Raw genomic sequence first — 25,740 nt, 5'->3', positions numbered from 1 at the left:
GTGGAGGCGATCACCGGTCGCCCGAGCCGTCTCGTTGCAACATCGGTTTTCCGGCACCATACTGACGCCTCGCCGCAAGCCATGGATTTTTTCGGAAATGACCCCACGACCAATCTCCTGCCACGCGATGGCACGGTGAATTACTTCGGCCCCATCCTGAGCGTTGTGGACACGCGGAACCATTACGAAACCCTCCTCCGCGACATCCCGTGGAAACATGACGAAGTCGTGATCTACGGCAGGCGCATCACCACCGCCAGGAAGGTCGCATGGTATGGAGACTCGGATTTTTCCTACACCTACTCCGGCACCACCAAACAGGCCCTCGTCTGGGCACCGGAACTCGCCGCGCTCAAGGACCTGGTCGAAAAACTGACCGGCGCGGTTTTCAATTCCTGCCTGCTCAACCTCTATCACGATGGAAGCGAAGGCATGTCATGGCACAGCGACGACGAGAAATCCCTCGGCAAGGACAGCGCCATCGCCTCCGTCAGCTTCGGAGCCGCGCGGGAATTCCGCCTCAAGCACAAGCGCACGGACGAGAAGGTTTCCGTCCTTCTGGAAAGCGGCAGCCTGCTCGTCATGAAAGACACCACCCAGACCCATTGGCTCCATTGCATTCCCAAATCCGCGAAGATCAAAACCCCGCGCATCAACCTGACCTTCCGCAGGATGGCGGGGATGGACAGCCATTCCGGCACCATTCCGTGAGAACTCGCAACAGAACGCGCGGATTTCTCAATTGAAAAGAGCTTTGCCGCGCCCCGAGCCGCCAAAACTTAAAACGATGATGTTCGCCGCCGCGATCAGCAGGATTCCCAACCACTCGAGCGGGATCAACGGTTGGCGCAGAATCACGACTCCTACCAAAGCGGCGAAAACAGGCTGGATGCTCGAAATCACTCCGAAAAGCGATGGCGGCAGACGGCGAAGCGTCACCAGATCCAGGGCGAAGGGAATGGCGGAGGCCAAAACACCCGCACCGACGGCATAGCACACGATGGCCACACCCGGCTGTGCCTTGATGAAAATGAATACTCCGATTGGAAAAAACAAACTCGCCGAAATACCGGTCGCAACCGCCGTTCCCTCCAAGCCGGGCAGACGACGCCCGATGGTGCGGTTCAACAGGATATAGGATGCCCAGCCGCAGGCGGCCAAAAGTGCCAGTCCGATACCCGCAAAGTCACTTGATGCGTCCGGGTGTGTCAGGGCGAGCACCCCGATACCCGCAAGCGCCGCCGCAACAACAACGGCCCGGGAGCGCGCGCCAAATAATGATACTCCCAGCGGGCCCAGGAATTCAAGAGCGACAGCCAATCCCAGTCCGATCCGCTGGATCGCGAAATAGAGCGTCAGATTCATGACGCCCAACGCAAGCGCGAGAGACAGCACGGGAATCCATTGGGCCCGCGTGAAACTTCCCAACCGCGGCTTGGCAATGGACCACAGCAACACGGCCGCGATCGCCTGCCGGACCGCCACAACTCCGGGTGGTCCCAGCACGGGGAATGCGAGAGAACCCATTGCCGCTCCGACCTGATTGGATGCCGCGGAACCCACGGCCAACAGGACACCTCTTGTCCGCAGGCTTTTCGGAGTTCCGGTATCCGCAGCTTCCATTTTCGAGAGTAATCCGGAACCCGAACCGTCGACAAGCATCACCGGTGCGAAGCGGCTTTTTCTGGCTATGGTGAGGTCCGCTCGGGACCAGAAGTCTAGACGTCATCCACTATCCTCAACGAAATATCGGATGACAGAACCCCCGGACCGCTGGTGCGCATCCCGGCGATGTCCTCATCCGACAGGTAGCGGGGAGTAACCGTATGAAAAGGAGCGTATGGAACCTGGGCGTCTTGGGGAACTTCCTCGGGATCGATGTAAAAGCGGTCCATTTCGCGCCATAACCTGGCACCGACATCGACCCCATTGAGGGAAAACCGCACCTCCCACCCCAAGCATTCCGCCAACTCTTCCTTGGTCATGGCACACTTCTAACAATCGCGTTGCGGAACGCACGCTTAAAAATGGCCCTGTATCTCTCCAAATCCGTCGATCCCAAAGGTTTGAAGATCTGGCAATCCGGAACGTGGTGGCCCGAGCCGGAAGAAATCGCGCACCAAATGCCCCCGTCAAGAATCGAACTTGAATCTAGAGTTTAGGAAACCGCCGATGATCCTTTATTTTACAAGGCAAATTCAGGCGTTGTAATCCCGTGTAATCCTTTTTGCTTGCCGCGCGCCGGGTTGCGGGATAATGCATGGTCATGAAAAACGTCATTGAAGCGGTGCCTTGCAAGCATCCCCGCTACAGCCACCGGGTCAGATTCTACGGCCCGGACGGGAAGCGGAAAGACCGCTTTTTCACCAACCAGACGGAGGCTGCGGCCTTTGCAAAGGAGCAGGCCAAGGAGACCGGCAAGCTGGGATCCGACTTCGGATTCGTCACCGAGGAGGAGCGGGCCGCCCTCGCCTATTGGCGGGCGTTCGTCGAGGGCGTTCCCCACGCTCCCCCACCCTCCCTGCTTTCCGTCCTGCAAGGCTACGGGGCCACATGGAAGGCCAGCCGGTCCAGCGTGACGGTTGCGGCGGCGCTGGATGCCTACGAGGTGGCCAAGACCGCCGAGGGACTGCGTCCGATGAGCCTGCAAGGCATCCGCACACGCTGCGGTCGGTTCGCGAAGGACTTCGGCCCGCGTGTCATTTCTTCGATCACGACGGCGGAGATTTCCGACTGGATTCTCTCCCTGTCCGCCATCCGCCAGCGGGGCCCTGTGAAACGGAAGCCAGGGCGGGAAGGTGAACCGGCGCAAGTCGGGTTGCTGGCGAAACGAAACCACCGTCTCGCCGTGTCGGGGCTTTTCAACTACGCGAAGACTCGCGGCTGGGTGGAGAACAACCCGGTCACGGATGCCGCCCGCCCCAAGCCGCCGAAGGTCCGCCCCGGCATCCTCCGGCCCGCTGACGTGGCTCGTCTCTTCGATGCTCTGGAAAAGGAGTCTCCCGCGCTCGTCCCGTTTTGGGCTGTCCGCTTTTTCTCCGGTGTGCGGGAAGCCGAGGCCGTCCGGATGGACTGGAGCATGATCGACCTTGCCGCCGGTGAGATCCACCTGCCCGACACCGTCACGAAAACCGGGAACTCGAGAACCTTGAAAATCGAGCCGGTGCTTGCCGCGTTCCTCACTCCCCATGCCCAGACAGACGGGGCGCTCGTCACCCGCTCCGCCATGGCCCGCCGTTACCATCTGGCCAAGGCCACGAACCGGTTGAAGGTCGAGGACGAGGCAGCCAAGGAGGAGGCCGTGAAGAACGGAGAGGAACCGCCACGACCATTCCCATCCCCCATGCCCGCCAACGCCGCACGCCACAGCTTCGCCACGTTCCACCTGCTCGCGTTCCGGCACGCCGGGGAAACATCGATCCAACTCGGCCACGGCGGCAGTCCTGAGCTGTTGCACCGGCATTACAAGGGAATCTCAACCGAGGCCGAGGCGAAAGCATTCTGGGCGATCAGACCGACCGCGAAAACCGAGAACGTGACGAACATCAAAACAGGGAGGAGGACGGCATGAGCAGGCCGAAAAAAACAAAATCCCAGCCGCGCGACTGGCGATCCCTTTCTCATGAAGAGGACATCACACCCGAAGACCGGGAAAAATTTGAAGCCACTTGGGGCTTTCCAATTCCAGACGCTTCTGTGAATCCACCGTCAGCCGAAGAGGATGAAGCATTCTCAGCTAATTTCCGACAATCTGTATTGGATAGAGCAAGGGTTGATCCATACAATCAAGAATCCATTCTTTCATGCATATTCGCGGGAATCATCGTTGGTGAACCCATGGATTTCGAGCGTCAGACAGCCGGAGATCTTCTCGTCCGTGTGGTTGAAAAATTTACGGCGGATCAGGCGGACGACTTTTTCAAAAGATTGATCTCGTTAAAGAGAAATCATGAAGCGCTTCCTCATAGAAATGGATTCGCATATCTTGCATATTGTAGATATATCGAGGCTACGGGAAAAGAGCCCACCAAGCCACAGCTCCGCAAGTATATCGTCGCCAGGCCGGAAGAGTTCAAGGACCAGCCATCTCCCGAAGACAAAAAAGGATGGAGCCGTCTTTGGAAGGAATCGGGACTGTTCACCTTGAAGGAAAGGTAGGCACGTAACGGCGATTCAATGCCTACGACTTGAGCGCGAGCAACTGCGCCTAGTAGCGGCATGGTTACCACCAATGCACCGCTGCTAAATAGAAAAGACGTTGGGGCACGCCTCCACGTATCCCTTCGGACGGTTGACGAACTCATCGCATCCGGTGATCTCCCGGTCGTCCGTCTTGGACGCGCCGTCCGCATCCGCCCCTCCGCCATCGACTATTTGATCGAGGCGAGAGAAACCCGTGTGAACCCACGCAAGAAAGGAGCTTCCAAGTGAGTTCCTACGACTACAAATTCCAAGCCGATAGAATGGTGGACATCATCCACTGCCAATTCGGTGAAGAACAAGAATACCATGGCTTGATTGCTTACGTTCAGCCCTTCGACTCCGGGACGTTTCTCGTCGGCATTTGTAAAGCTGAAGGAAGCTCGCGCCGATTCCTTCGTGGCCCAGCCATCGTCCGTTCAAGTCGCGTTATGAAGTGGCTGGAGCGGGACGGGGGCGAATGGGAATGCGGATCATTCTGCGAGACCACCGACTTTGTCCGGTGCGCCACGCCGGACGACTTTATCGATAAAATCACAGGAGGTGGAGGGAAATGAGACGCGTCACCGTTGACCGCCATTCAGCTTGGCGGATGAGGCTTGCACAACAAGAGGCATTCTTGACCGCGCCCGTGGAGATCCATGGATTGTTAAGTCCATCCGACTGGGACGACCTGGAGGCGGATTCATTGATCGAACCATTCGTGTCAGGAACCAACAACCGCCGGTCTGACAAGGAACTGGCGAGGGTCTTAGATTTGATCGACAACCTGCCAACCTCGGAAACCGGAAAGGACGGCCTCGCATGACCGTTGCCGTTCCCAAAGTAGCTCATGAGCAACTTCTGGCCGGCGCGGAGACTGCTGCACGTCGCCTCATCCGCTCATGGATCGAATACGGTCCCAAGGAGATAAACGATTTCGGCTGGCATGCTTTCCCGACCGCCCCCCTACAAGACGTAGCAGGCGGAGTTAGACAAGCCATGTTGGAGGAAGGAGTGAAAGACTTCCCTGGACTGGTGGTGTGGTTTGCCGAAGCTCCAGCGAGCACCCGGGATGAACTCATCGAATGTTCCCAAGCATTTGGGCCGATGCCTTCAGATTGCGGGCCGTTGCTGAATCGATTGGCCGAATACGATAAGGTAAAGCGCCAGCAGTTGCTCGTCTGGAAATTGAACGATGCGATTGCGAAAGGTGATGATATTTCACCCATCGCCAAGGAGCTTGCTGAAATTGGGAACGAAGGCGCTACTCAAAAATCAAACCTCAGAGAGCGGGCCTACGCCTTGCGGTTCGATCCTGACAAGACTCCGCCACCGGACGAGGCGTGCATGGTCATCGGCGATATTCCAATCGCGGCGCGTGGCAACATCACGGTCTTGCAAGGGAAATCGAAAGTTGGAAAATCGGCGTTGATTTCCGCTATCATGGGAGCCGCGCAACGCGGACGATATCAGGCAGAAGGTGATACTCTCTGTATCTCATGGGCCGGGGAAGACGACGGAGCACTTGTTCACCTGGATACAGAACAATCTCAGGCAGACTGGCACGCCTTGGTTTGTCGGAGCATCCACCGTTCCGGACTCGGGCAAGTTTCACCGAGACTTGTCTCCCTGCCCCTGGTCATGTTCCGGCGGACCGAGCGGCTGGAGATCTTGCGTCAGACCTTGACGTATGAGGACGGGCGCGGTGGTTCGGACCTTGTCTTGCTCGACGGCGTTGCGGACCTCTGTATCTCACCAAATGATGAGGGTGAAGCGCTGGAACTTGTTTCCCGCATTCATGCAATGGCCCAGGAATTCCGGTGTGCCATCTTCTGCGTCCTTCATGAGAATCCCACCAGTGATCAGGGCAAGACGCGCGGACACTTGGGCAGCGAACTGAACCGGAAGGCGTTTGCCAACCTCCGGATCGACAAGGATGCGGAAACGTCCATCTCCACGATCTACGGCAGCGACATGAGGAAGCGTGAGATCCCCAAGGAGCAGGGCTTCTGCTTCGGCTGGGATGATTCGATTGGTATGCACAAATTCCAAGGCCGTGCGGCAGGAGTCAAAGCCGCCCAGATTGAGATGAAAGCAGTTCAGAAAGCGCGGGCGGAATGGGAGCCCATCTTTCAAAAAGCGGAAGAAATCGGGACAAAATCAAGTTGTCCCGGACTGACGCCGGATGAGGCCGCAATCGCCGAGCGGGACATTTCCGGGACAGAAAGTCTAACGAAAACCGCGACGATGAAAAAGCGGATGCAGCGGGCAGAAGCTATTGGAGTTCTGAGAAATACGGGCGCAGGAATATGGGTGCTTAACCCCATCGGGACAATCGGGACATGAGCGGGACAAGCCACAATCGTCCCGCCGCTGAATCGGGACAGGGACAGAGCCCCCCTTATATAAAGGGGGGCGTGTCCCGACAGTCCCGAGCGGAACTTCCGGGGCACCAGTTGGACCACCCCGGAGTGGTGAAGATCGCGCTCAGCCAGTCCGCAACCGATGCGCTCGCCGTCCTTGGTCCTCATTGTCTGATCATCGCAACGATAGCCGATTGCACCGCGCCAGAGCATGCACAAGGGCGAATGATACTCCATTGCCTCCCGCTGGCCAAAGAGGCGGCGGACGATGCCTTCCGCGTCGCCACGGGCAAGGCACGCGCTGTTCGTATCAAGTCAACATCCACCTCCACACCATGACCTTTCCTTCAACCATCAATCCTTGGCGGCACACAGGTCCTTCCGCCGCCCATAAATTGGATGTACTCGACATCTCGCCAAAAGCCACGATTGAAAGGATTCGTTCTATCGCACTGGCGGAGCGCAGAGGACTGCTGTCCTTCGCAAGGCCCGATGCTGAGAACATCGGCACCGGCACCGCAGCAACCCCAAGCGCTGAGGCCGGGGAGGGCTGACCCCACCCCCCCATAAGGAATCTTTTATTTGTTAGAAAAGTGCCTCGCGGTGCAGACTGCGAGGATCCGCTACGAATCTATCTCAAATCATTTTCTGAAACATCCACATCACCCCGCCACCACCCATGCCCAAGCCCACAACGAAGACAACCAACGCAATCAAAGCCATTGCCGAGAAATCCGGCTATACCGAAAAGTATCTCCGTCAGTTGCACGCCGATGGGGGCATGCCGTTGGATCTGGAGCAGGCTGTGGCGTGGCTGGCCGCTAGACCGCTCACAGGAGGCACGGGCGACAACTCCGCCGCAGAACTCCGGCGCGAGCGTGTGCGCCTCGTCAGGGCCCAAGCAGAGCGTGCCGAGCAAGAGCTTGCCGTAACCCGTGGCGAATACATCAGCCGTGCTGAAAACGAAGCCAGCGACGCCGCTATTGCAATCGCGCTGAAGAAGATGCTTGGCGAGTTGGCCGATTCGCTTTCCAAGAAATTATACGGCCTGAATCAAATGGAGATGCGCGGAGTTATCAAGTCCGAGGTGATTCTCGTCATGACGAAATTCCAAGATGAGAAATCCGAGTATTGGAAGGATCACCCGTTGCATAATAAATGATGTCAACATATCCAAAATAATGTTGACATTGCAGCCTTCGCTCCTACTTGGCCGCTCGTGAACGACATTGATACTTTCCGATCTGCCATGAGGCCACCGCAGGCCGATCCGCCGAAATCATTTCTGGCAAAAGTATATGGTTTGTCCCGCCAAGGTTTCTCCCAGTTATGCAAACGCCACGGCATAGAAGCCTCAACTTTTGAGAGCACCGAGTGCGTTTTTATCATCCTCTCCGAAAAGATGAACCGCTCCGGACTTCGCCGCCGCTTAGCCGATCCTGCGGAGAGAGAACGAATCCAAAATCAGATTTATGAATGGTATGCCTCAGAACTCACTCAACGATTTTCTCCAGACGGGCAAGCTTCCGCCTTCCTACCGTGATCGCTCCGCTTTACTCGATCAACTCAGGTCCGAACTACTTCTCACCAAAAACAACACATCCAACACATCACCAGATATGAAATTTTTCAATAAAAACAGCAAATCGAAGGAGCCAGCTTCCTCACTGGAAAAAGCTCGGGCCGCTTATTTCGAAAACCAAGCCAAGGCCGCCGAGGAGGGGCTCAAGGAAATCGCCATCGAGCAAGCTGGACGGCAAGCCATGGAGCAGGCCCGCGCAAAAATGGCTGCCGGTGTTCCGGCTGCTCCCAAAGCACAGGCTGGCCCTACCGTCATTCACCGCGCCGCCAATCACCAACCCAAGGCAGATGCGGGAAACCCCGCAGCAACCGCTGCGCCCGGTCTCATCACTGCCTCCCAATTTGCTACTCCGGAGATCAAGATGGAGCGCTCGGAGTTCGAAAAGCTCAATGCCGGTGACAAGATGCGGTTTTTCAAGGAAGGCGGGAAGCTCGTGGAAAATTCAGTGTCATCGCTCGCTGCCCTGAAAGCGCAGGCCACCGCCGCCGGTGTCGCGACGAAGCCATCCTTCGACACGCTGAAGGGCATCGAGAGAACCAAAGCGTCAATGGCATTTGAGACGAGGCGCAAGGAGTTCTTTCGAGCGACCGCCGCACGCCAGATTCACGACGAGGACATGGCAGCAATGAGCGAAGCAAAGAGCGGTTCGCGCGCATCATCCACAGGGGTTGCAAGCACCGCCAACGGCTTCACTCGTGAGGCTCGGATCGCCGCCCGCGCCAAGGAGCTCGAAGCACAACTCTCCTAACTTCTGACTTTATGACCAAAACACACACATCCGACCCACTGCAAACCGTCCTCGCCACCGAATCGAAAATTCTGGAGCTGACAGAGCGTTCCTCAGTGCTGAGGGCGCGTCGTTCCAGCCTCACCATCGACCCCGGCAAAGACATCGAGAATGAGATCGCCGCCAAGATGAAGGCGGAATCTCAGATCGACGCGGAACTCACACCGTTGGAGCTTGCCTTAGAGCACCTGAAAGGTGGCATCGAACAAAAGTGGGGCGACGTGGAAACCTTCTATTTGAGCGAGCTTCGCCCGGTTGCAGAAGAAGCGAAGACCATCGCGGAGAGGGCCCACCTCGTCGGAACCTCCTTTCTGGAGGCGATGTTTCCAGACGAGGAAGCCAAGGAGTTCCAAGTATTGTTCGCCGTGGCGAAAAGCGCGGTGATCCCCATCATCGAGAAGCCGCTGGGAACAGTTCTGGCTCCTTGGCTGCGCGGGGTTCGGGAAGCGGTATCGCTCTCATCCGAGACCTCCACCCTTACGCAAGGGTATGGTCCGCACTCCGCAAATCCCGGCATTGCTGACCAGGCATCCTTCGTGACGGCGGTGAAGGAATTCATTGAAGCCTACCCGGCCCGCAAGGCCAACGTGGAGACTGCAATCGCTCAGCTCTCCTCCTTCGTGGATCACATCGAAGCAACCTTCACCACGACAGACGGAGCGGCTTCCATATCGCTGGATGGTGGCGGCGTGAAGGTCGCTGGAAACAGATAGAAAATCGACAGGAGAAAACATTTCTTTATGTATGTCACCAAACAAAGAGGAACGGTAACCGTGCCGCCGAAACTGCGCGGCATTGGACAGATTGTGAGCTGGGGCAAGCAGGTCAATAGAGCCCTTCAGCAGCTTCGCGACCGGGCTGTAGTGGTGCCTACAAGCCCCCGCTCGACTGGCGGAGGTGGCGACAAGCGATTCAAGATCACGCTGAACAAGGCAGAGCAGAAAATCATGATCGCCCCGGGCATGGTGGTGGGCAACCCGAAGGCCATCAGCGTCGATGACTCCGGATCGTCCTATATCATGGACCCGACAGAGCCGAGGGTTGATGGTGTGAAAATCACCGAAGCGACCGGGATCAGCATCGTTCCGCTGGCGACCGGGAAGACCTACGGCGTTTATTGCGTGGCCAACGACTCCGCCGCGAACATCCGGATCAAGGAGAAGGAAACCTACAAGCCGACCGAGGGGCAGACCGCCTTTTTGATCGGGACTTTCAAGCTGAAGGCTGAGGGAGGAATCAAGGTGTTCGACGGGAAGGTCAACCAAAAGTGGTTTTCTGACATCACCCTTCTTGATGAGGATGTCCAGAACGATTCAGATTCCGGCTTCAACTCAACAGAATCGGATGACGTATCAGATTTAGGCTCCAGCGACGAGGCCTCAATAATTGAGGACGACTCCGGATCGGGATCCTCAGATGAGGAATCCGAGGACGTGGGAGAGTGCTCTGTCCTGGCAGATCTCGACCTTGATCCGAACCGATTAAATAGTTGTTACGCATTCCCAGACAATCCATTCGCTGGATCTTCTGGGACATCACAGCAGGAGTTGCCTGTAAGATTCAGATACAAACTACACGCCGACAATTTATGTGTTTGCGCAGGATGGAAAGCGAAAGTAACCATATTTGGGGCCAAGCCCGCTGCCGGGCAACCCGGAATCGTCTCAGGCGAATCCCTGATTGTGGACATGGTGTGCACTGCTGATGGTGAGATCAGATATAAACCCGTTGACTTTCTTTTTTATAACACTGATCCATGCGCAGTGCACCAATGGCAGGTCGAGATGATGAGCCAGGCCCAGCCGCCACCGGGCCCATTAGATCCTCCTGGGCGTAGCGCTTGCTGCGGAAAAACCTACGTCATCAATTCCGGATCTGGAGGTCATCGCCCCATGAAGTTGCCTCGCCGTTGTGGCTCCAGCTACTGCTCGAGTCCAGGAAATCTTGATGAAGGGGACAGCGAATAATGCCCACACAGGGCGAAATTATTTATCTTATGAAAGACAGAAATAAACAGACTACAACAGCCGCAGTTCAGATCATCAATCACGAGGGCAGACCGATCCTGGATGAGGATATCTACATCATCGCGGACGAATCTTCTCCACTTCCGGAATCCGCCCCACGAAACGCCATTGCAATCACCCGCCGGCAGCTCGCTTGGATGGTGCGAGAATGGCGGAACGACCCGGCAACACCAAAAAGCCGGAAGAACTCGCCGACCGTAAGCGAACTGATGGCAAGGCTCGTATTGTCCTTGGTTGGGGGCGCAGGCGTCCCGGCTTGACGCAATGACTTTTCCCGGATCAGGCCCGCCGAGTGGCGGAACTTGAACAACTTCATACCGGGGATAGGCCCGCCGTCCACTACACCATGGGCGGCGGGTTTTTCATTGGGGGTTTGGCGGTTTGAAACCGCTAAACCAGTTGCCCGGATTCCACCCGGAAAACCTCGATGCCGGAAATCCGGCATCGGGATGACCTCAGCACTACTGAGGTCATCGCCGTGATGGGAATTCCAATAAAGGAAGGGTGGTGCCCGCGGGAGCCGCTTGTCGTCGACGGAACTGCTTCGCTGCTGACGCTGGAAACCTTTTGCTTCATCTTGGCAGCGATACCCTGGCAGGCTCGAGTCAGGAATTTAAATCGTTCGATCCTGCGACAGGAGGCCAGCCATTTTCGGCTTGAGAGTCATCAGATCCCATGTCGATCGCCTCTTGTATTTTCTGAGCAAGTTCCCCAGACTCGCTTTCCCTCGCTTGGCGAATCAAATAGTTAAGGGATGCTCCGATTCCTGTCGCGGACGGTCTCCCGCGCCGAAATTGCGTGGGTTGGGCAAGGGCACTGAGCGCAGAATGAGTTTCCCTGGTTCTGATGTCCAACCGCCGGAGAATTTCGTGGATTTGCTCCAGGGGGTCAACTTTGGTCTTTTTGGAAGGGGACGCGTCGGGCGTTGTATCATCGATAATTTCTCTAAACTTCGACTCGAAAAGTGGCCAGAATGTTTCAAATACCTTTTCCAAGGTGGGATCTGGGACGGCAGCTACGCCCAAGTTTTTGTTAATCGTCCTGACCAGCGCCCTCATGCCATCTCTAGTAGGGAGAGCGTGATTGAATTGAGCAAGGGGGTCGCCAATATCTTTTGGTTCCAGGTCCACGAGAAGGGTGATCACGCGCTGGGTGGACAGTCCGCGACACAAAGCTCCAGCCTCGAATAGTATCCAAGGTTCATTTTTATTCTGCTCGGTGATGCAGACGATCCCCGCTGTCACATCTTGAAGTGCATTCCCGATTTCAGAGAACCACAGCGATCCCCGGTCGATGTCCCGCGATGAAACCCATGGCGAAGTTGCCTGGATGACACAAACCAGCCATTCGCTCAGGAGTTCAGCGATCAGACGGCTTCTCTCCTTAGACCAGCTAATGAAAACCTTCATGATGTTATTCATCGAAATCCGATTGATCTTGTCAAACAAGTCGTCGGATTGGTTCCGCACATTCTTAAATGTGGCGGGCGAGTTCATTTTGAAGTCAATTTGCGCGGAAGATTACCACGAATACTGCTTGCCATTCCGTCGTGCCGTGTTATCCGTCGCCCATCGGCGCGTCAACGCCGATCCGCATTCGAAACCCTTGGCTAGTCCCCTTGGCGCGGCATCTCATCGAAAATCGAATCAAAGTCCTGCCGTGAATAGTCGTCGCCTGACCGCGACGGCGAAGATGTTGACGCATCGCTCACGGCAGGACTTTTTCGTTACATGAAAAACACCAAAGTCAAACCCACCGCCAGAGAAGCGGCTCAAAAATCCACCACACTCGAACTCGACGCCACACGGGTAGCCAAGCTCCGCGCAATGCTAAAGGTTACCAAAAATGGGCCTATTGAGCCTTTTTTGAATGACCTCCTTAGATCCCTTGTGGAAGACGAGCCAATGACCGGGAGCCTATTTTGCACAGAACCGGACGAATGTCCTGTTCATAAGGATAGGATTCCAGAGATCAAAGAAAAAATCCGCCGCATCATAGCAGGCGACAAACGTCTTGTTGGCCCGGAGCCCGTCCCTTGCAACACCACCGTGTATGAAAGGGAGATGGCTCGACTTCTGACTATCGCCCAAATTGCGGGAACAGGAAAAAACTACATCCTGAATTCCTTGCTCTCCAAAGCAATGGATGAAATCGAAAGCGGAAGATGGTCGCTGGAAGAAGGAGGTGCAGCATGAGTACTACGGCAGCTTGGGAAATTGAATATCTGCTGATCCCATTGACCAGCTCTGATGCCGGGGCATGGGAACGCCTCAGCGCATCGCGCGGCAAAACACTGTCTGAGTGCGGCCTTGAGGCGATGCGCGTTCTTCTGGGCAGACGAAGGAAAAGAACCACCGTCGAGTTGCCACCACGATCCGGGAATCTTTGGGCCATCAAGATCCCGCGTTGCGAATACGCTCGGTTTGAGAGTGTCGCAAGCAAGTCAGGTCTTACGTTGACCGAATGGGCTTATCTGGCTTTGAAACACGCCTGGAGTTTAAATTAATTCACTCCCTCACATCGTGCCCCGTCTGGTTTCGGCTGGACGGGGCCCTTTGTTTTTGCTTGTTTATCCGAGAATCGGCAATGAGCAGCATCCAACTATCTCCCTCCGAGCTGGAAGACGTGAAGCGCATTGCCGCGCGCGACATCGCTGGCGCGGTGCTCGCTGGCATCAACATCGAGGAACTGCAGTTGATGGACATTGCCACCGTTTCGGCCTTCACCGGCCTGCCCGTGGATCGTGTCGCCCGCTCGATGCCAATAGTTGAACTCGGCCCCCGTTCGCGCCGAGTCCGCATCTCCGACTACAAGGCATACATCGCAAAGCACATCAAGAACCCTGCCTGAGCCCCCCCGATTCCGACGCCCCCAAATTTGGGGTGGTCTCCGGATTCGGAGGTGCTGAGATTTCAGCACCTACCCGCGGTAGAAACTTACCGCGGGCCCTACCCTACCGTCCCTTCAAATCGCGGAGATCACTGGCAAGCGTGGTGGGATATTCGTCCGCCCGGCATCTAGGACTCTTTACGATGATTGCCATTTTCTTCAGGTAAAAAGAGGCTTGAACCTCCACAAATAAAAAGATTGATTTTGGCTATGTCTGACACTTACGTCCTTCAGCTCAATGACTCAGAATATGAAATCGTTTGCCGGCAAGATCCCAATTCGCGGACCGATGGCGGGTTTCAAAGCCTGATGGTGACCTTACAAGACATTACTGACGAGTCCCAGAGGATGTTTCTTCCTCATCACCTCATTGAGCGTATTCGGCGCTACGCTTTCGACTACAACAATGGAGGGTGGGAGGATCGCATTCAATCGATCTTCGGTCGACATTTGGGGCCGAAACTCGATAGGATAAAATAGCAGAAAATTAGACTGTACGAGTTTTCTGAAAGAAGTTACTAGGGATGTCGTACGAAGAACGACACATGAAACTCGAACAAAAGACCACCGTCAGACTTTACGAAGGCGATTGCATCAAGGGCATGATGGAGCACATTCCGGACTCTTCAATCGACATCATCGTAACATCGCCGCCCTACAATCTTGGGATTAAATACAATTCCTACGACGACCAAAAAGACTGGCAGGAATATCTGGATTGGACGATTGAATGGGCAACTCAGGCGTCCCGCAAGCTGAAAGACGACGGCTCTCTCTTTCTGAATATCGGCGGCTCTCTTAAAGCTCCGCTCTTACCGCACGTAGTTTTGAATCTCCTTGCGGATGAGCACAAGCTCTTCCATCTCCAGAATTCTATCCATTGGATCAAGTCCATCGCGTTGCCGGACAAAAAGGATGGCCCCGAACGGCAGCGGGGGCACTACAAGCCCATCAATTCCGATCGTTTCGTCAACGACTGCCACGAGCATATCTTCCACCTCACGAAGGGTGGAGACACAAAGTTGGATCGCAAAGCCATTGGCGTTCCGTATGCCGACAAGTCCAATATTGGCCGGTGGGGGCACACAGGAGGAGACGATCTGAAGTGCCGTGGCAATGTATGGTTCATACCCTACAAGACAATTAATCGCCGCGCTGATGACCGACCTCATCCCGCAACCTTCCCGGATGCGCTGGTTGAGCATTGCATCAAGCTCCATGGCAAAAACGGCAGCTCCGTGGTGATGGATCCCTTCTTAGGCATTGGCCATGCGGCCTACGCTGCCATTAGCTGCGGGGTTAAGGAATTCATTGGATTTGAGATCGACCCTGTCTATATGTCGGCAGTCAGGGACGAGCTGACAGAACGAGGAAATCGTTACATTTGCGGTGCAGTCTCGCCTACCTAGCAAGTCTCAACCCATCTCCCCGGAGGCACCTACCGCCCTTCAAAGTTTGAGGCCTTTAACGTGTGAGGCGTCGGCAGGAGGGCGCTATTGCCCTCCCCCCCCAACAAAACGCCCTAAAATTCCGGGGCCTCACTTGGACGTCGCAAATTTGCTGAGTCCGTAGCCAGCAGATTCTCTGGCACCTCTTGAGAAGGCCGGGACTTTCCCCAATTCTGGGGAAAAGGTTATTCGGGAGGTGCCGAAACTTCACTCCCCAAACTTGGGGGCTGGGTTATTCCCGATTCTGGGAAAAACACCGCCGGGCGCCTAGACCTACCGTGATTATTTACGAAGGGGATCACATTACCCACCTCCCCAGTCGTGCGTTTAGATTACCCGAGGATAACCGCACCCATTTTCGTTGTAGCACAACGCTTCGAATAAAACCGAATAAGTCTTGAAGTGCGTATCAGGCAAGATCCGTTGTGCAGCTTCAGCGAGATCCACCAGCATGTGTCGAGAAATCCGCATGGGCTTTTCTAGGGTTACGACAGTTTCCTGCTCGCCGTTCTTCTTGAATAACTTAGCACCTGTAAGAGCTTCCTGAACAAGCGTATACCCCACCAAAACATTTGCATTGTTGGAAAGTCTCGCAAGATCTTCCCCCACTTGCTCAGATTTAAGCGGCTCTTTAAAAGGAGCAATTGCTTGTAGCCAGACAAAAACGTTTGCTGCCTTTTTGAATGGGCTTGCCTTTTCAAACCCACCGTTCGCAGGAAAGTCGGATTTACGAAGAGAGGTGATGAATTCCCAAATACGATCTGGATTTATGAAATAATTTTCACACCCAAAACCCTTTAGGCACTGATCAGCCCACGGGGCAAAAATCCTAGCGGACTCATAGGGATCTTCGGAATAGAGATCGTCGAAACAGATTATATTTGTGCCACTCATTGGGTTAAACACCCAATTAGGGCGCAGAACGCAATGTAAACGGTTCCGACGTCAGTGCGTCAAGTGCTGATTATCACACACTTTCAGTCAAAAGAGCCCGAAGCCGCTGTCCAGCGGCCAATGCCTTCTTTTTGACTTCATCAACCTCTACAACTCCCAAGGTGCCACGGGCGTTCGCCTGAACACATGGCGAAGGTACGATATACGGCTTCAACGCCGCTTCGCCCTGAGTAGGGTACAATCTAAGCACATCCATGATGATGGGCTGATTTGCTGGTGCGGATGAGTTCATGTGTAACGATACGTGCAAATGCTGTGAGCGCAACTCTACCCTTAATCTGTAGATTTACAGGGTTAGTTCCATCCCTCCCTTAAGGGGTGGAAGGGCGTTGCCGGACGGGTGTATAACGTATTACTCTCCCATATTCCTACAATTATTTTCATATTTCATTAAAATACCCGCTATATGGGAGCATAAATTAAAAAAAATGCCGATACCTACGAGATACAGCGCTGTTCAAATGCTTTTTACGCTACCGTGAATTAAAGGATCTTCAGAGATTCCATGAATTAACAAAATTTGAACCGTCTTGCGTTCCAAAGCAAAAAAGAAGTTCGAGTATGACTAGAACCTTAGCGCGCGCCGAAAGGTTCCATTGATTAGCCTCGCCAATTGCGGAGATAATCTAAATTTTGTAATCCCTTTGTAATCCTTTTCCGCCTCATTTCGGGGATTTTCGGTGCATTTTGGCGCATTTGAACACGCGTCAACACGTCCACTTAGCGACTTAATAGCTAACCTATTTCGCTAATATTCAACCACTTGCACCAAATGCCCCCGTCAAGAATCGAACTTGAATCTAGAGTTTAGGAAACCCTTGTTCTATCCATTGAACTACGGGGGCATGAAGTGCCTGCGGGCGGGAAGGAAATAAACGCCCGGAACGCGGCAGGCAAGTCAGTTGTGAGAAGATGGCAGACGTTGGGCGCTGTAGATGCCCTTGCTGCCGCTGCACGCGTAGGCGATGATGCAGGCGGTGGCGATGTAGAGGCCGTTTTCCGCGCCGAAAAGCTCCATGCCGAGGAAAATGGAGGCGAGCGGCGTGTTGGTGGCTCCGGCAAAAATGGCGACGAATCCAATGCCCGCGAAGAGGTCCACCGGCGCTCCCAGCACGGTTCCGAGCGCGTTTCCCAACGCCGCGCCGATGAAAAACAGGGGGGTCACCTCGCCTCCCTTGAATCCCGCGCTCAGAGTGATGACGGTGAAGAGCAATTTCCAGGCCCACGCGCTGGCGGGAATCCCCGTGGAGGTGAAGAGCGCCGGCAAGGTGATGGAATCCGGATGCTCCGCCAGAACGCCAAGACCGAGGTAGTCAGAGGTACCGGCGAGGAAAAACAAGGCGATCACGAGGATCCCGCCCACCACCGGCCGGAGTTCCGGGCGGGGAACATAGGTCTTGAAAGCGTCCGCCAGACGATGGGACAGCGTGGAAAACAGCAGGGCGGCGAGACCAAAGGCCGCGGAAGCCAGCATGACCTTCCCCATCAGCCAAGGGTCGGGCAGGGCGCCCGGTGGGAGCAGTTCGATCTGATAATGGGTGTGTCCAATTCCCCAGAACCGGCAGGTCCAGTCGGCGAGCAACGAGGCGAAAAAACAGGGAATGAGCGCGTCATACTGCACCCGCCCCACGACCAGAACCTCCAACGCGAACACCGCCCCCGCCACCGGAGTGCCGAAAATCGAACCGAATCCCGCCGCGACCCCGGCCATGAGTACGATCCTGACGCTTGCGGCATCCAAAGCCAGCATGCGCGCGAACGCGGCGGCGATGCTGCCGCCCATCTGCACCGCCGTTCCCTCCCGCCCGGCGGATCCGCCGAAGAGGTGGGTGACGAGCGTGCCGAACAGGATCAGCGGAGCCATCCGCCGGGGCACGCCCGCCCCGGGCTGGTGGATCTCATCGATGAGCAGGTTGTTTCCTCCCGCGGCGGATTTCCCGACCCTCTGATAGATCATCCCGACGAGCAACCCGCCGACCGGCAGAAGAAACAACAGCCAGGGGTTTGCGAAACGAAGACGGGTGACGGCATCCAGCGCCCATAGGAAAAACGCGGAGGCCGTGCCCACCACCGCCGCCAGCGGGACGAGAATGGCGGTCCACCGCAGGATGGATGGGAGTCTGGCTTGGGCTGCGGCGGCAATCATCGAATGGCTTTACCTCAATTCCGGTGGAGGCTCGTTCCTCCGTATTGACCTCTATTTCATCCGCTCAAGCCAGCGCCGGTTCCGCCAGGCCGGCGCGGATGAGCAGCGGTTCCTGCTCGGGATCGCGGCCCATGAAGCGGCGGTAGAGCTCGTCCGGAGGCACGGAGTTGCCTTTGCTGAGGATGTGCTCGCGGAAGGCGGCTCCGGTTTCGGAGTTCAGCACGCCCTCTTTCTGGAAGCGGGTGAAGGCGTCGGCATCGAGCACTTCCGCCCATTTGTAGGAATAGTAGCCGGCTGCGTAACCGGTCGGGCTGCTGAAGAGGTGGTTGAAACGCCGCATCATGGAGGGCGACGGCGTCTTGAGTGGCGCGAGATAGTCGGCGAGGATTTCACGGTCCACGGCGTCCAGATCCTTGCCTGCGAACTTCGGGAAATTGATGTGGAGCTCCAGATCCAGCTTTGCGAACGAGAGCTGGCGCATGAAGCCGGACGCGCTGAGGTAGTTCTTCGCGGCGATCATTTTCGCGAAAAGATCTTCCGGGATCGCATCGCCGGTCTCGAAGTGGCGGGCGAAGAGATCGAGCGATTCGCGGTCCCAACAGAAGTTTTCCATGATCTGTGACGGAAGCTCGACGAAATCCCAAGGGACGTTCGTTCCGGACAGGGATTTCACCGCGACGTCGCTGAGCAGACCGTGCAGGAGGTGGCCGAACTCATGGAAAATCGTCTCCACCTCACGGTGGGTGAGCAGCGCGGGCTTGCCGTCCACCGGGGGGCTCATGTTCCCGATGATGAGGCCGAGGTGAGGCTCGCCAAGCGCTCCGGTGTGGAGAGAGTTCATCCAGGCACCGCCGCGCTTGGATTCGCGTGGATGCCAGTCCGCATAGAACGATCCGAGATGGGCGGCGGTTTCCGAGTCATGGATCTCGTAGAACTTGCATTCGGGGTGCCAGGTTTCAACGACATCCGAATCCGATACGGGCAGAGGAGTTTCCGAGAAAACGGTGTCCAGTTCACGGATGGTGATGCCGAAAATGCGCGAGGCGATTTCAAACATGCCGGCCATCACGCCATCGACAGGGAAATACGGGCGCAGTTCCTCCTCATCGAAATCGTAGTTTTCCTGGCGTTGTTTCTCCGCCCAGTACGAAACCTCCCACGGTTGAAGTCCGTCAACGGGCTGGCCGGATTTCGCCGCCTTGTATTGGGCGAGTTGCTTGTATTCCGCCAGGAACGCGGGCTTGATGCGGGCGTGGAGGTTCTCGATGAACCCGAGCGCCGAGCCACCGGTTTTCGCCATGCGGCGGAGAAGGGTGAGATCGGCGAAATGCGAATGACCGAGGATTTCAGCCTTTTCCTGACGGAGTTCCAGAATGCGCCAGACGAGTGACGTGTTGTCATAGTCGCCATAGCCTCCGACCTTTGTCGATGCCTCCCAGACCTGCTTGCGGATTCCATCGTCGTGCAGATGCTGCATGATGGGAGACATGGAGGGAAACTGCAGGGTGAAACGCCATGCGTTCTCGTGACCTTTCGCACGGGCGTTCGCGGCGGCACCCGCCTTCGCGGAGTCCGGAAGACCGGCGAGTTTTTCCTCATCCGTGATGACGAGTTCCCAGGCGTTCGTGGAATCCAGCACGTGCTCGGAATACTCCTTGGTGATCTTGGAAAGCTCGGCCTCGATGGCGGCGATGCGCGCCTTTTTCTCCGCCGGAAGATCCGCGCCGGAGTTGCGGAAATCCGCCAGCGTCTCCTCGACGAAACGCTGCTGCACGGGCGGCAGCGTGGAAATCTCCGATTTTTCACCGGCCGCCTTGATGACGCTCCACAAGCGGTCGTTGAGCGCGAGAGAGGAGTAGAAATCCGTCACCTCGGGCAGCATCTTCCCGAGCGCCTCGCGCTGGGCGGGATTGTCGCTGACGGAATCCAGGTGGTTGAGCCGTCCCCAGCCGTCGTTCAGCTCCTGGCTGGCATTCTCAAACGCGAGGAACGTGGACCCGTAGTCCGCGGTCGCATGATCCTGGGAGCAGATGGCCTCGATGTTCGCCTTCGCGAGCTCAAGCGCGTGGCGGATGTCCGGCTCGACGGCTTCAGGAACGAGCGTGGACCAACGGACGTGGAAATCTGGGGAAAGGAACGGATGCATGTGGAATTGATAAAGTGAGAAGTTGAAAGGCGTGGCAGGGTCAGAGTTTTTCGAGAAAATCGGCGGGTGAGATGGCTGTGACGGGTGAGTGCCGGTAGTCAGGAAGGTTGCGGGTGACGATGAAATCCGCATGCCATGCCAACGCTGCCGCGACTTGGAACGCATCTTCCACATCGGTCATGGGCAAGGCAAGCGCCCGTGCCGCATCCGCCGTCCCTGTTGAGGAGACCTCCACCAGCTTGAGCAGTTCCACCAGAAACGGTCTGCCACCTTTGAGCAGATAGGAACAATTCGTAAGCGTGTGCCAGGCGACGCATGCCTCGCCTCCCGCTTCCGCCCACTCCAACACTCCGGCGCTGGCGGCGAGATGGGGTTCCCGGGCCAGCGCGACATCCAGAAGAACGTCCGTATCGATCAGGATCTTCATCCGCGGACATATTTTGCCTGCAAGGCCTCATGCAAGGGATCGCTGCCGGGAGCGGGCACCCGCAGACCCGCCATTCCCACCATGCCGCTGACAATGCTGCCTTTTTTCGGAGCGGCCTCGGCCTGGAGCAAGGCTTCGATCAAACCGGAGACCGTGGTGCGCCTCTTCCGCGCCGCCTGTTTCGCCAGACGATGGATCTCCGGATCCATGGTGACGGTGACACGCGTTTTCATGAGTATGCATCTACAGCAAATCATGCATACCGTCAAGATTCAGCCTGCGGTTCGTCATGCCCCGATTCACTCCCGTCCTCCGGCTTGGTTGGCGGTGGCACGAAAACCGCCAGGGGACGGACCAGATTCGTCGGCAACGGAAACATGCGGTCGTAAATGCCGGGTGCGATTTCGTTCGACTGCACGTAGGCATCCCTGACCATCTCGAGTTTGGCATCGAGATTGTCGATATAGTGCAAGGCAAAGGCCTCGGGCGTGCGCGGCAGCACGGGGGAGCCGAATTCATACTGGCCGTGATGGCTGCCGATGAGATGCAGCAGGTGCAGGCGGGTCATTTCGGTCGAGGGCTTGAGCGATTTCCACTCGTCCGCTTCCCCGGTTTCCAGCAAGTCGTTCCACAGTTTGTTCACCAATTCGATGCCGAGCGGGATATGCCCCAGCATCTCACCGTGAATGCCGTGGATTTGCGCGAAGCCATCCTCCGGATATGAGTTTTCCCACAGCTTTCCGCAATCGTGGAACAACACACCCGTGATCATCAGATCGCGGTTCAGTTCCTGATAGACGGGACACAACGCGGCGGCGGAACGCATCATCTGCGCCACGTGTTCGACGAGTCCTCCCCGGCGGGCATGGTGGTTTTTCCTCGCAGCGGCGGTGCGGCGGAAACGATCGCCCAACTGGATGAGGAAATGGGCGCACAGCGCGTGATAGCGCGGATCTTCGATGGAATCACACAAGCGGCGGATCTCCGCGAAATCGCGATCCTGCTTGTCACGAGTCTCTGGATCGCCTGCCAGGAAATCAGCGATCGCGGATTCATCCATGTGGTGCCACTCCAGCTTGTTCGGATTCACCCCGTATTGGTTCTGGGTCCACTCGGCTTCGAGCCGGACGATGGACCCATCCGCCATCTTTTCCGCCGCTTCGTACATCGCCGAGTCCGACCAGATCTTCAGGGAGAAATTTCCTGTCGAGTCGGCGAACAGCATTTCAAAATACGGCTTTCCGCCCTTTGTCGTGCGGACGGCACGTGACTGGAGCTGTGCCTGGATCGCTGCCACGATGGGCGTTTCCCCGGCTTGTTCCTTGATGGCGGCGATGGTGATCGGACTCACGTGCGACAGCGTGACAGCCCGGGCCATGGCGCGTCCACCCTGAATCCTCCCGTCACGCCATTCCCGGCAGGCTTACCCGGAACGTCGCTCCTTCTCCGGGCGCGCTCTCGACGGCGACGCCGCCCTGGTGATTCTCCACGATGGCCCGCACGATGGCGAGGCCGAGGCCGGAATGACCGCTGGCGGATCCACGGGCGGGATCAATCCGGTAGAATCGGTCGAACAAGCGTGGCAGGTGTTCCGCGGAGATTCCCGGCCCATGATCCGCCACCTCCAACACCACCTGCCGCTCCTCGGAAAAAACACGGATCCTCACCTCACCGCCATCCGGCTGATGGCTGATCGCGTTTGAAATGAGATTGCCCGCGACGATGGAAAGCGCGTTCGGATCGGCGGAGCAGCGGGCGGACTCCAGGTCCGCGATGACGCGGATGCCATGTTGGTCAGCCAGCGGCTGGAGGAGCTGGATCGAGTCGGACGCCACCGAGGAAAGATCCACCACCTCGCGCCGGAGTTCCGGACTGTCATCCTGCCGGGCCAGCAGAAGCAGCGATTCCACCAACGAACGCATGCGGGTGGCGGCGTGGCTGCAGTTTGAAATGACCTCCTGATATTCCTCCGCGGTGCGTTCGCGTTTCAGCCCGCGTGAGGTTTCGGACAAGATCACTGTCAGCGGAGTGCGGAGCTCGTGCGAGGCATCCGCCGTGAAATCCCGCTGGCGCTCGATGCCGGCTGCAAGGCGGTCGAAAGTTTCGTTCAGCACCTGGCTGAGACGCGTCAGTTCGTTGTCCGTTCCCGCGATGTCGATCCGCTCGGAGAGCTTGCCTCCCGCGATGCGCGATGCGGTCTGGCTGATCGCCTCAATGGGCTGGATCGCCCGTCCGGCCAGCCACCAGCCACCCAAAAGGCCCAGCAACCAGAACAAGGCGCCGCTGCCCGTGATCTGCCAGCCCAGCCTCGCGAGTGCCATGCGGTCCGAGGAAATGTCGCGGCCCACCATGCTGCGGAAGCCACGTGGCCCGCCTTGGATCAGTTCTCGATAGATGCCGCGCGTACCGACCTTCCGATCCCCGTCGGATGAGGACAACTTGGGGCACCCCAGGCTCGCGGGTGCGTTCGCGGAACGGAAAAGCGTCTGCCCGTTGCCGTCCCAGAAAGCGAGGTAGGTGCTGTCCTTCGCTTCCGGATCGAACAGGTCGCGCATTTCCAACGGGAAATCCTGCGCGTTTTCCAAACTCCGGAACCGCTGGCGGAGTTCCCCGGTGGACGGGATCTTGTCCTCCTTGTTCTTGCGGGACTGCACCTCCCAGAAACTCCGCATGAAGGCGCGCTCGAAGGCTTCCAACTCCCGGTCGATCCGCTCCCGCCGGTCCTCCACCGCCAACCGGTAGGCGAGCATGCAAAGCGCGGTGATGACGCCCAGCAGGATGAGCGCGTGCCACAGTTGCAGGCGCCAGCGGACCGAATGGAAGAGCAGGTTCATTCGACGGAGTAGCCGTGCCCCCGGCGGGTGGTGATGAATTCAGGCCCCAGCTTCTTGCGGATGTTGGAAACGTGCACATCCAGCAGGTTCGAAAGCGTGTCGTCATCTTCGTCGAAAAGATGTTCGTAGAGTTCGCTGCGGCTGACGACCTGGCTGCGGTGCAGCGCGAGGTATTCCACGAGCGCGTATTCCCGCGCGGTGAGGGAGATTTCCTTTCCATCCTGGCTGACCGTCCGGGAGGCGGTGTCGATGGTGATGCCATCGATTTCCAACAGGCTGCTTGCTTGTCCCGAGCTCCGCCGGATGAGCGCGCGGATGCGGGCGAGCAGTTCGTCGCTGTCAAAAGGCTTGGTCAGATAATCATCCGCTCCCGCGTCGAGGCCACGGACACGGTCCGGCACCGCATCACGTGCGGTGAGCATCAGCACGGGTGTCGATTTCAGGGGACGCAGGCGGCGCAGGACCTCCCACCCGTCGAACACCGGGAGCATGCCGTCCAGCACGATACAATCGTAGTCCGAATTGCTGGCCTTGAAGAGGCCGGACTCGCCGTCATCCGCGGTATCGACGGCGTAGTTCTCCTCGCGCAGGTTCGCCGCGAGGCTCCGCTGGAGGAGTGGGTCGTCTTCGATGATGAGGAGCCGCATGAGGAAGAAAGTCGGGAGTGGGTTGGTCGGGCGTTGAGAGCGGGAGCCGGGCAGTGGATTTTGCTCCCAACTCCCGCACGACTCTCAACCCAACCTATTCATGCCTGAGCGCGTCGATCGGATCAAGAGCCGCGGCCCGGCGTGCCGGCATGAAACCGAAGAGGATGCCGATGGCCGCGGAGAAGACGAAGGCGATGATATTGATTTTCGGGTCGAAAAGGAATGGCGCGCCCACCACTTCCGCCAGCATCGTGCACAGGCCGTAGGCAAGGGAAATGCCGGCCACTCCCCCGATGCAGGAAAGTGTCACCGCCTCGACAAGGAACTGCAGGAGCACCTCCCGCGCCCGCGCGCCGATCGCGAGGCGGATGCCGATCTCGCGGGTGCGCTCGGTGACGGAAACAAGCATGATGTTCATGATGCCGATGCCACCCACCAGAAGACTCACCCCTGCCACGGCACCCAGCAGCGAGGTCATCACCTTGGTGCTCGAGCTGATCACTTCGGCGAGCTGCTGCGAGTCGAAGACGTTGAAGTTGTCCGCCTCGTTGGCGGTGATTTTCCGGCGCTCGCGCATCAGCGCGGCGACGTCCGCCACGATGTAGGCGCTGGGATAATCCTGCTGGCCCGAGATCATGATCTGGTTGAAAGCCTTCCCGCCCTGGCGACCCGAAAAGCGGTGGATGATGGTGGTGTAGGGGGTCATCATGTTGTCGTCCAGATCGTCGCCGAAACCGCCCTGGCCCTTCGCCGCGGTAACGCCGATGACTTCGAGTGTCATGTTTCTCACACGGACCTTGCTGCCCACGGGATCCACTCCCTCGCCGAAGAGTTCCTTGCGGATGGTTTCCCCGATGACACAGACGGGCGCGGACTCGTCCACCTCCGCTTCCGTGAAAAACCGGCCGGTCCCGATGGTCCAGTTCGCGATCGCGAAATAGTTGGGCGTGGTGCCTTGGACGTCGTAGGTGCGGCTTTCCTCCTGATAGACCACCTGTGCGTTGTTGGACACGAAAGGAGCGACCGAGGAGATGCCCGGGACCTGGTCACGGACGGCATCCACATCCTGCAGGCTGAACATCGGCGCGCCGCCACCACCCCAGCCCTGGCCGGGACGGAGCACGAGCAGGTTGTTCCCCATTTTGGAAATCTGTTGTTTCACGGTCTCGGTGGCTCCCCGGCCGAGGGTGACCATGGTGATCACCGCGGCGACGCCGATGACGATCCCGATCACGGTGAGGAAAGAGCGCGTCAGGTTCCGCCGGATTTCCCGGATGGCGATGAGCAGCGCGTTGAAGGACATTGCGA

General features: G+C 57.3%; 29 protein-coding genes and 1 tRNA gene. 17 read left to right on the top strand and 13 right to left on the bottom strand.

Going from position 1 to position 25,740, the window contains the following annotated elements; genetic code table 11:
- The first annotated feature begins 81 nt into the window (after window positions 1–81).
- Window positions 82–711, top strand: a complete 630-nt coding sequence (locus JIN84_RS05225) for an alpha-ketoglutarate-dependent dioxygenase AlkB family protein (RefSeq protein WP_200349951.1) — start codon at window positions 82–84, stop codon at window positions 709–711.
- Between the two features lie 27 nt (window positions 712–738).
- On the opposite strand, the gene JIN84_RS05220 is transcribed toward JIN84_RS05225, so the two are convergent.
- Window positions 739–1,662, bottom strand: a complete 924-nt coding sequence (locus tag JIN84_RS05220) for an EamA family transporter (RefSeq protein ID WP_200349950.1) — start codon at window positions 1,660–1,662, stop codon at window positions 739–741.
- 604 nt (window positions 1,663–2,266) lie between these two features.
- Between JIN84_RS05220 and JIN84_RS05215 the strand changes: the two genes are divergently transcribed.
- From JIN84_RS05215 to JIN84_RS05160, 12 genes are all read left to right on the top strand, one after another.
- On the top strand, window positions 2,267–3,571 hold the full coding sequence (locus JIN84_RS05215; protein WP_200349949.1) for a tyrosine-type recombinase/integrase: 1,305 nt from the start codon (window positions 2,267–2,269) through the stop codon (window positions 3,569–3,571).
- Window positions 3,568–4,158 (top strand): hypothetical protein, encoded by a 591-nt coding sequence (locus tag JIN84_RS05210; protein ID WP_200349948.1) that lies wholly within the window; start codon window positions 3,568–3,570, stop codon window positions 4,156–4,158. Before JIN84_RS05215 ends, JIN84_RS05210 begins: the two co-directional genes overlap by 4 nt.
- Before the next feature lie 60 nt (window positions 4,159–4,218).
- Complete coding sequence (locus JIN84_RS23470; RefSeq protein ID WP_200349947.1) at window positions 4,219–4,431, top strand: helix-turn-helix domain-containing protein; 213 nt, start codon at window positions 4,219–4,221, stop codon at window positions 4,429–4,431.
- Window positions 4,428–4,757 carry a hypothetical protein gene (locus tag JIN84_RS05200; protein ID WP_200349946.1) on the top strand — a complete coding sequence of 110 codons (330 nt, stop codon included), beginning with the start codon at window positions 4,428–4,430 and terminating at the stop codon, window positions 4,755–4,757. Before JIN84_RS23470 ends, JIN84_RS05200 begins: the two co-directional genes overlap by 4 nt.
- Before the next feature lie 62 nt (window positions 4,758–4,819).
- Entirely contained in the window at window positions 4,820–5,008 is a 189-nt protein-coding gene (locus tag JIN84_RS05195) for a hypothetical protein (RefSeq protein WP_200349945.1), read from the top strand.
- Entirely contained in the window at window positions 5,005–6,528 is a 1,524-nt protein-coding gene (locus JIN84_RS05190; protein WP_200349944.1) for an AAA family ATPase, read from the top strand. Before JIN84_RS05195 ends, JIN84_RS05190 begins: the two co-directional genes overlap by 4 nt.
- A gap of 352 nt (window positions 6,529–6,880) precedes the next feature.
- Entirely contained in the window at window positions 6,881–7,099 is a 219-nt protein-coding gene (locus JIN84_RS05185) for a hypothetical protein (protein ID WP_200349943.1), read from the top strand.
- Window positions 7,100–7,224: 125 nt separating this feature from the next.
- Window positions 7,225–7,707: a hypothetical protein gene (locus JIN84_RS05180; RefSeq protein ID WP_200349942.1), complete on the top strand. Its 483-nt coding sequence runs from the start codon at window positions 7,225–7,227 to the stop codon at window positions 7,705–7,707.
- An 87-nt stretch (window positions 7,708–7,794) separates the two neighbouring features.
- Window positions 7,795–8,088: a hypothetical protein gene (locus JIN84_RS05175; protein ID WP_200349941.1), complete on the top strand. Its 294-nt coding sequence runs from the start codon at window positions 7,795–7,797 to the stop codon at window positions 8,086–8,088.
- Between the two features lie 76 nt (window positions 8,089–8,164).
- Window positions 8,165–8,875 (top strand): hypothetical protein, encoded by a 711-nt coding sequence (locus JIN84_RS05170; protein WP_200349940.1) that lies wholly within the window; start codon window positions 8,165–8,167, stop codon window positions 8,873–8,875.
- Window positions 8,876–8,886: 11 nt separating this feature from the next.
- Window positions 8,887–9,627 carry a hypothetical protein gene (locus JIN84_RS05165; RefSeq protein WP_200349939.1) on the top strand — a complete coding sequence of 247 codons (741 nt, stop codon included), beginning with the start codon at window positions 8,887–8,889 and terminating at the stop codon, window positions 9,625–9,627.
- Window positions 9,628–9,654: 27 nt separating this feature from the next.
- Window positions 9,655–10,881 (top strand): hypothetical protein, encoded by a 1,227-nt coding sequence (locus JIN84_RS05160; protein WP_200349938.1) that lies wholly within the window; start codon window positions 9,655–9,657, stop codon window positions 10,879–10,881.
- 112 nt (window positions 10,882–10,993) lie between these two features.
- On the opposite strand, the gene JIN84_RS05155 is transcribed toward JIN84_RS05160, so the two are convergent.
- Both JIN84_RS05155 and JIN84_RS05150 read right to left on the bottom strand, forming a co-directional pair.
- Window positions 10,994–11,257 carry a hypothetical protein gene (locus JIN84_RS05155; RefSeq protein ID WP_200349937.1) on the bottom strand — a complete coding sequence of 88 codons (264 nt, stop codon included), beginning with the start codon at window positions 11,255–11,257 and terminating at the stop codon, window positions 10,994–10,996.
- A 289-nt stretch (window positions 11,258–11,546) separates the two neighbouring features.
- Window positions 11,547–12,350, bottom strand: coding sequence for a TIR domain-containing protein (locus tag JIN84_RS05150; protein WP_200349936.1), 804 nt, complete (start codon window positions 12,348–12,350; stop codon window positions 11,547–11,549).
- On the opposite strand from JIN84_RS05150, the gene JIN84_RS05145 reads away from it, so the two are divergent.
- The 4 genes from JIN84_RS05145 to JIN84_RS05130 all read left to right on the top strand — a co-directional run bounded on the left by JIN84_RS05145 (window position 12,349) and on the right by JIN84_RS05130 (window position 15,239).
- Entirely contained in the window at window positions 12,349–12,675 is a 327-nt protein-coding gene (locus JIN84_RS05145) for a hypothetical protein (RefSeq protein WP_200349935.1), read from the top strand. The two genes, JIN84_RS05150 and JIN84_RS05145, sit on opposite strands and share 2 nt — an antisense overlap.
- Window positions 12,672–13,136 (top strand): hypothetical protein, encoded by a 465-nt coding sequence (locus JIN84_RS05140; protein WP_200349934.1) that lies wholly within the window; start codon window positions 12,672–12,674, stop codon window positions 13,134–13,136. Before JIN84_RS05145 ends, JIN84_RS05140 begins: the two co-directional genes overlap by 4 nt.
- Window positions 13,137–13,527: 391 nt before the next feature.
- Window positions 13,528–13,791: a hypothetical protein gene (locus JIN84_RS05135; RefSeq protein WP_200349933.1), complete on the top strand. Its 264-nt coding sequence runs from the start codon at window positions 13,528–13,530 to the stop codon at window positions 13,789–13,791.
- A 584-nt stretch (window positions 13,792–14,375) separates the two neighbouring features.
- Window positions 14,376–15,239 (top strand): DNA-methyltransferase, encoded by an 864-nt coding sequence (locus JIN84_RS05130; RefSeq protein WP_200349932.1) that lies wholly within the window; start codon window positions 14,376–14,378, stop codon window positions 15,237–15,239.
- Between the two features lie 366 nt (window positions 15,240–15,605).
- Here JIN84_RS05130 and JIN84_RS05125 read toward each other — a convergent pair whose 3' ends face one another.
- From JIN84_RS05125 to JIN84_RS05080, 10 genes are all read right to left on the bottom strand, one after another.
- Complete coding sequence (locus JIN84_RS05125; protein WP_200349931.1) at window positions 15,606–16,172, bottom strand: hypothetical protein; 567 nt, start codon at window positions 16,170–16,172, stop codon at window positions 15,606–15,608.
- An 833-nt stretch (window positions 16,173–17,005) separates the two neighbouring features.
- A tRNA-Arg gene (locus JIN84_RS05120) sits at window positions 17,006–17,077 on the bottom strand.
- 53 nt (window positions 17,078–17,130) lie between these two features.
- A complete protein-coding gene (locus tag JIN84_RS05115) occupies window positions 17,131–18,378 on the bottom strand; it encodes a voltage-gated chloride channel family protein (RefSeq protein ID WP_200349930.1) in 1,248 nt (415 codons plus the stop codon).
- A gap of 64 nt (window positions 18,379–18,442) precedes the next feature.
- Window positions 18,443–20,524, bottom strand: coding sequence for a M3 family metallopeptidase (locus tag JIN84_RS05110; protein ID WP_200349929.1), 2,082 nt, complete (start codon window positions 20,522–20,524; stop codon window positions 18,443–18,445).
- Window positions 20,525–20,564: 40 nt separating this feature from the next.
- The gene (locus tag JIN84_RS05105; RefSeq protein WP_200349928.1) at window positions 20,565–20,951 is read right to left on the bottom strand and encodes a PIN domain-containing protein; all 387 of its coding nucleotides are present in this window, start codon (window positions 20,949–20,951) and stop codon (window positions 20,565–20,567) included.
- Window positions 20,948–21,184 (bottom strand): DUF6364 family protein, encoded by a 237-nt coding sequence (locus JIN84_RS05100; RefSeq protein ID WP_200349927.1) that lies wholly within the window; start codon window positions 21,182–21,184, stop codon window positions 20,948–20,950. The genes JIN84_RS05105 and JIN84_RS05100 overlap by 4 nt, the downstream gene beginning before the upstream one ends.
- 32 nt (window positions 21,185–21,216) lie before the next feature.
- Window positions 21,217–22,329 (bottom strand): 3'-5' exoribonuclease YhaM family protein, encoded by a 1,113-nt coding sequence (locus JIN84_RS05095; protein ID WP_200349926.1) that lies wholly within the window; start codon window positions 22,327–22,329, stop codon window positions 21,217–21,219.
- 25 nt (window positions 22,330–22,354) lie between these two features.
- Window positions 22,355–23,785: a sensor histidine kinase gene (locus tag JIN84_RS05090; RefSeq protein WP_200349925.1), complete on the bottom strand. Its 1,431-nt coding sequence runs from the start codon at window positions 23,783–23,785 to the stop codon at window positions 22,355–22,357.
- Window positions 23,782–24,432, bottom strand: coding sequence for a response regulator transcription factor (locus JIN84_RS05085; protein WP_200349924.1), 651 nt, complete (start codon window positions 24,430–24,432; stop codon window positions 23,782–23,784). The genes JIN84_RS05090 and JIN84_RS05085 overlap by 4 nt, the downstream gene beginning before the upstream one ends.
- A gap of 94 nt (window positions 24,433–24,526) precedes the next feature.
- Window positions 24,527–25,735: an ABC transporter permease gene (locus JIN84_RS05080; RefSeq protein ID WP_200350028.1), complete on the bottom strand. Its 1,209-nt coding sequence runs from the start codon at window positions 25,733–25,735 to the stop codon at window positions 24,527–24,529.
- Window positions 25,736–25,740 lie beyond the last annotated feature (5 nt).

The sequence above is a fragment of the Luteolibacter yonseiensis genome, from assembly GCF_016595465.1.
GTDB lineage: Bacteria > Verrucomicrobiota > Verrucomicrobiia > Verrucomicrobiales > Akkermansiaceae > Luteolibacter > Luteolibacter yonseiensis.
This window is presented reverse-complemented; position numbering and strand designations above follow the sequence as displayed.

Bases quoted from the DNA above. Each gene is read 5' to 3' on its own strand.
- JIN84_RS05185 (WP_200349943.1), top strand. From the start codon at position 6,881: ATGACCTTTCCTTCAACCATCAATCCTTGGCGGCACACAGGTCCTTCC.
- JIN84_RS05170 (WP_200349940.1), top strand. From the start codon at position 8,165: ATGAAATTTTTCAATAAAAACAGCAAATCGAAGGAGCCAGCTTCCTCA.
- JIN84_RS05125 (WP_200349931.1), bottom strand. From the start codon at position 16,172: ATGAGTGGCACAAATATAATCTGTTTCGACGATCTCTATTCCGAAGAT.
- JIN84_RS05130 (WP_200349932.1), top strand. From the start codon at position 14,376: ATGAAACTCGAACAAAAGACCACCGTCAGACTTTACGAAGGCGATTGC.
- JIN84_RS05175 (WP_200349941.1), top strand. From the start codon at position 7,795: ATGAGGCCACCGCAGGCCGATCCGCCGAAATCATTTCTGGCAAAAGTA.
- JIN84_RS05160 (WP_200349938.1), top strand. From the start codon at position 9,655: ATGTATGTCACCAAACAAAGAGGAACGGTAACCGTGCCGCCGAAACTG.
- JIN84_RS05165 (WP_200349939.1), top strand. From the start codon at position 8,887: ATGACCAAAACACACACATCCGACCCACTGCAAACCGTCCTCGCCACC.
- JIN84_RS05110 (WP_200349929.1), bottom strand. From the start codon at position 20,524: ATGCATCCGTTCCTTTCCCCAGATTTCCACGTCCGTTGGTCCACGCTC.
- JIN84_RS05100 (WP_200349927.1), bottom strand. From the start codon at position 21,184: ATGAAAACGCGTGTCACCGTCACCATGGATCCGGAGATCCATCGTCTG.
- JIN84_RS05215 (WP_200349949.1), top strand. From the start codon at position 2,267: ATGAAAAACGTCATTGAAGCGGTGCCTTGCAAGCATCCCCGCTACAGC.
- JIN84_RS05095 (WP_200349926.1), bottom strand. From the start codon at position 22,329: ATGGCCCGGGCTGTCACGCTGTCGCACGTGAGTCCGATCACCATCGCC.
- JIN84_RS05190 (WP_200349944.1), top strand. From the start codon at position 5,005: ATGACCGTTGCCGTTCCCAAAGTAGCTCATGAGCAACTTCTGGCCGGC.
- JIN84_RS05140 (WP_200349934.1), top strand. From the start codon at position 12,672: ATGAAAAACACCAAAGTCAAACCCACCGCCAGAGAAGCGGCTCAAAAA.
- JIN84_RS05180 (WP_200349942.1), top strand. From the start codon at position 7,225: ATGCCCAAGCCCACAACGAAGACAACCAACGCAATCAAAGCCATTGCC.
- JIN84_RS23470 (WP_200349947.1), top strand. From the start codon at position 4,219: ATGGTTACCACCAATGCACCGCTGCTAAATAGAAAAGACGTTGGGGCA.
- JIN84_RS05155 (WP_200349937.1), bottom strand. From the start codon at position 11,257: ATGAAGTTGTTCAAGTTCCGCCACTCGGCGGGCCTGATCCGGGAAAAG.
- JIN84_RS05080 (WP_200350028.1), bottom strand. From the start codon at position 25,735: ATGTCCTTCAACGCGCTGCTCATCGCCATCCGGGAAATCCGGCGGAAC.
- JIN84_RS05090 (WP_200349925.1), bottom strand. From the start codon at position 23,785: ATGAACCTGCTCTTCCATTCGGTCCGCTGGCGCCTGCAACTGTGGCAC.
- JIN84_RS05105 (WP_200349928.1), bottom strand. From the start codon at position 20,951: ATGAAGATCCTGATCGATACGGACGTTCTTCTGGATGTCGCGCTGGCC.
- JIN84_RS05150 (WP_200349936.1), bottom strand. From the start codon at position 12,350: ATGAAGGTTTTCATTAGCTGGTCTAAGGAGAGAAGCCGTCTGATCGCT.
- JIN84_RS05115 (WP_200349930.1), bottom strand. From the start codon at position 18,378: ATGATTGCCGCCGCAGCCCAAGCCAGACTCCCATCCATCCTGCGGTGG.
- JIN84_RS05145 (WP_200349935.1), top strand. From the start codon at position 12,349: ATGATGTTATTCATCGAAATCCGATTGATCTTGTCAAACAAGTCGTCG.
- JIN84_RS05135 (WP_200349933.1), top strand. From the start codon at position 13,528: ATGAGCAGCATCCAACTATCTCCCTCCGAGCTGGAAGACGTGAAGCGC.
- JIN84_RS05225 (WP_200349951.1), top strand. From the start codon at position 82: ATGGATTTTTTCGGAAATGACCCCACGACCAATCTCCTGCCACGCGAT.
- JIN84_RS05085 (WP_200349924.1), bottom strand. From the start codon at position 24,432: ATGCGGCTCCTCATCATCGAAGACGACCCACTCCTCCAGCGGAGCCTC.
- JIN84_RS05220 (WP_200349950.1), bottom strand. From the start codon at position 1,662: ATGCTTGTCGACGGTTCGGGTTCCGGATTACTCTCGAAAATGGAAGCT.
- JIN84_RS05210 (WP_200349948.1), top strand. From the start codon at position 3,568: ATGAGCAGGCCGAAAAAAACAAAATCCCAGCCGCGCGACTGGCGATCC.